This is a genomic window from Shigella sp. FC1967, assembly GCF_001743005.1.
GTDB lineage: Bacteria > Pseudomonadota > Gammaproteobacteria > Enterobacterales > Enterobacteriaceae > Proteus.
The window spans coordinates 1-3,863 of record NZ_MIIZ01000745.1; the positions used below are offsets into that span (position 1 = coordinate 1).

General features: G+C 38.1%; 2 protein-coding genes and 1 pseudogene. 1 reads left to right on the forward strand and 2 read right to left on the reverse strand.

Annotated elements, in window-relative coordinates; genetic code table 11:
- Positions 1-62 precede the first annotated feature (62 nt).
- Positions 63-581 (reverse strand): 4-hydroxyphenylacetate 3-monooxygenase, reductase component, encoded by a 519-nt coding sequence (gene hpaC, locus BHE89_RS11795; RefSeq protein WP_069368466.1) that lies wholly within the window; start codon positions 579-581, stop codon positions 63-65.
- A gap of 593 nt (positions 582-1,174) precedes the next feature.
- Between hpaC and hpaR the strand changes: the two are divergent.
- Positions 1,175-1,614, forward strand: a pseudogene (gene hpaR / locus BHE89_RS11805) (homoprotocatechuate degradation operon regulator HpaR).
- Between the two features lie 63 nt (positions 1,615-1,677).
- On the opposite strand, the gene betT reads toward hpaR, so the two are convergent.
- Positions 1,678-3,681, reverse strand: a complete 2,004-nt coding sequence (betT, locus tag BHE89_RS11810) for a choline BCCT transporter BetT (protein ID WP_069368464.1) — start codon at positions 3,679-3,681, stop codon at positions 1,678-1,680.
- Positions 3,682-3,863: the final 182 nt, after the last annotated feature.

A 3,863-nucleotide genomic window follows, 5' to 3' on the forward strand; every position in this document is an offset into this window, starting at 1 on the left:
TCAAAAAAAAAAACGCCCTTATAAAAAAGTGCGTTTTTATTTTGAGGTAAAAGAGATGAAATTTAAACAGAGATTGTTACTTGTTCATTTTTAACAGAATGGAAACGACGTTTGAAATAAATAAGTCCATCACCATCTTCACGTACTGAAATATTCTTAATTTCGGTCATATAAACAAAATGTGTACCGACTTGGCGCACGTCATAAATATCGCCTTCTAAGCAGGCGAGTGCATTTGTTAATATCGGCTGTTGTAGTTGTCCGTTTTGCCATCCTGGTTGGGTAAAACGATCGGCCATCGCAAGCCCAGTCATTCCGGCGAAATGGCAGGCCATTTCTTCCTGCTCATGATTCAATATATTGATACTTAATTTTCCATTTTCTTGAAAAATGGTATTCATTTGGCTTTTACCGTTGATGCAAACCATCACGGTAGGCGGGTTATCAGTAACAGAACATACCGCTGTTGCTGTTAAGCCACAACATCCCGCATCGCCATTTGTTGCCACGATATTGACCGCAGCGCCTAAGCTGGCCATTGCATCCCGAAAAAGTGGGTTAGCCTGTTTTTCCTCAGACATTTTTTACTCCTACTGCCAGACTCCTCGTCTGTGGGCGTCTTCACTTAAACTAATTATTAGCTAGATAACTAAATAAATTATCTAACTACTTCGCTAACAAAAGTGTAATGTTATTGTCGATTTCTTTGTTGCGTTGTTTTAAAGCCGTAACGCTACCGCGCATGGACAAAGATAGCAATCTTTCTTTGTTACAACCTGTTAACTTTATCTCAAAAAACAGTGAGACAACCTTATCGCTAAGCGACATTATTCCTAATTTAGAGGCAGGATAATAGGCAAATCAGGCTACTTTTTTTGATTGGTAAAGAGATAACACAAATTGCCAACTCATAAAAATTGCGTATAGCTCAAGATGTTGGGAGAGATGAAGTTAACCGTAAAAAGGAACATGGGGTGATAAATTGCACTCAGGGAGGCAAATTGCAAAAATTGAGTCAACTTTATTTATTTGTTAATATGAATAATTGTAACAATTAGTCTATTCTTAGAATATAGTCATTTTATAAACTATAAGCACTGGTACTTTTTCACTGTCTATATTGAGTGATATTTTGTCATTTCACCTATAACACCATATAAAGAGCTTCTTGATTATGCATGAATCATTAACTATCGCGCTATTACAAGCACGGGAATCTGCGATGGGTTTTTTTCGACCTGTTCTCAAAGAGCATAATCTGACAGAACAGCAATGGCGGATCATTCGCGTACTAGCGGATAAACGCTCTATCGATTTCCATGAGTTAGCGCAAAAATCGTGTATTCTTCGACCAAGTCTAACGGGTATTCTCATTAGAATGGAAAGAGACGAGCTAATTTGTCGTTTAAAACCGGTAAGTGACCAACGTAAACTCTTTGTATCACTTTCTGCCAATGGACAAAGTTTATACGATAAAATTCAGCCTAAAATCGAAGAAGGTTATCAATTACTTTGAGCAAAAGTTTTTCGACTGAAAAACTACAGCGGTTATCCCGATTATTAAAAGAGTTGATTGCGCTTAACTTAGATGATGTAGAACAATCAGAGAAATAAGTTATTTGATAAAAAAAGGAGATGCTATGGCATCTCCTTTTTGTTGCTATCATGCAGATAAAATTATTGTTTACCTAATACATGTAAGAAGTGAATGTGTTTTTCGTACTGATCAAGAATATCGTGAATGATTTGTTCTTTCGTCCAACCCATTACATCGTAATCTTGTCCACCTTCTTTTAAATGAATTTCAGCACGATAATATTTGTGCTCTTCATCTTTTTCTTCATCACTGAGTCCTGCTAAAGCAAAGGCGGGTTGAGTATAAAAGCGTAGGCGAACTTCATAGAAGAAATTCATGTCATCGCCTAAGTCAACTTCAATAGCAATTCGATCATCTTCTTCATTATGGATAAAACATTGTGTCGCTTGCTTACTTAACTCAGCAGACACCATTTCCATTGAAGGCTGGATCACTTCATCCATAAAACGTTTTACATGAGAGCGTTTAGGGAAATAGGCAATATTTCTTAAACGACGTTGCCAAGGGATCGGATTGCGGCTTGCTGGTGGTGCTATTGTCGTTAGTTGTTGACTATCACGTTTATAGACATCGACTCGTAATGCTTTTATTAGCCCATAAATAGAAGCAAGTAATACCATTGAGAAGGGAAGTGCGCTTGCAATGGTGACGGTTTGTAGTGCAGTTAACCCCCCCGCTAACAATAAAGTAATCGCGGAAACCCCCATTAAAGCTGCCCAGAAAATACGTTGCCATACGGGGGTTTCGCTATCACCACCAGAAGCTAAAGTATCAACAACCATCGCGCCAGAGTCTGCTGAAGTCACAAAGAAGACAACGACCATCAGCATCGCAAAGAAGGATAAAACAGACGAGAAAGGAAAGTAATTTAAGAATTCAAATAACGCTAATGACACATCTTGCTGTACGATATTGGCGAGTGCTTCTGCACCTTTATCTTTGATTAAATGGATTGCCGTGTTACCAAAAACGGTCATCCAAAGTAAGGTAAAGCCTGCTGGAACAAACAGAACACCCACAACAAACTCACGAATAGTACGGCCTCGAGAAATACGGGCAATAAACATTCCGACAAAGGGAGACCATGAAAGCCACCATCCCCAATAAAGCAGTGTCCATCCCCCTAACCAATCACTCGATTTTGGCTCGTACGCGTAAAGATTAAAGGTTTTACTGACTATTTCGGATAGATATCCTCCCGTATTTTCAACAAATGATTTTAATATCAATACGGTTGGACCGAGCGTAATGACTAATAAAAGAAGAATAACCGCTAATCCTAAGTTAAGTTCAGATAAAAAGCGGATCCCTTTTTCTAATCCAGAAACAACAGAGATAGTTGCAAGTCCTGTTATTACAACAATTAATATGACTTGAATAGTTGGATTAATAGGTACATTAAAGAGGTGATTTAAACCCGCATTAACTTGGAGAACACCAAAGCCAAGGGAGGTTGCGACACCAAATACGGTACCCATAACGGCAAAAATATCAACAGCATGACCAATTGGACCATGTATGCGATCGCCAATAATTGGATAAAGCGCAGAGCGCAGTGTTAATGGTAAACCATGGCGATAAGAGAAGAAAGCTAAGATCAAGGCGACAATGGCGTAAATAGCCCATGCATGTAATCCCCAATGGAAAAAGGTTAATCTCATCGCTTCTTTTGCTGCTTCTATGGTTTGAGCTTCACCCGTCGGAGGCATCAGGTAATGCATAACTGGTTCAGCAACACCAAAGAACATTAAGCCAATTCCCATTCCTGCTGAAAAAAGCATGGCAAACCAAGCAAAATAACTAAAGTGAGGGCGAGCATGATCAGGTCCTAACTTGATTTGACCAAAACGGGAAAGACCTAAATAAGTCACACTCAGCAAAACCAATGCAACGGCTAGAATGTAGAACCAGCTCGCATTTGTGAAGAGGTTTTCCTGAAGATGACCTAGTTTATCATTAGCCAACTCTGGAAATAATGCAGAGAAACCAACGACAAGTAAAATTAACAACGCTGATGTATAAAAAACGGGAGGATTAATTTTCATCCTAACTTTTTGAGGGGTTATATCGTTTTGTTGACTCATAGTTAACCTATTTTTTGTTATTTTCCTAGAAAGAAACTTTTCGCTACCCATTATCTGATTGCTTATGTCATCAGAAAAAGAAAAAGTTCTTAAGAAAATTTGAATAAAACACTAAATTAGAAAAATGTTTTATAAAAGAACGGAAGTAAATTATTTTTTCCGTAATATGAAGAAAAATACTA

What these genes read in the sequence shown, in the direction of transcription:
- hpaC (WP_069368466.1), bottom strand. Translation starts at nt 581, where the DNA reads ATGTCTGAGGAAAAACAGGCTAACCCACTTTTTCGGGATGCAATGGCC.
- betT (WP_069368464.1), bottom strand. Translation starts at nt 3,681, where the DNA reads ATGAGTCAACAAAACGATATAACCCCTCAAAAAGTTAGGATGAAAATT.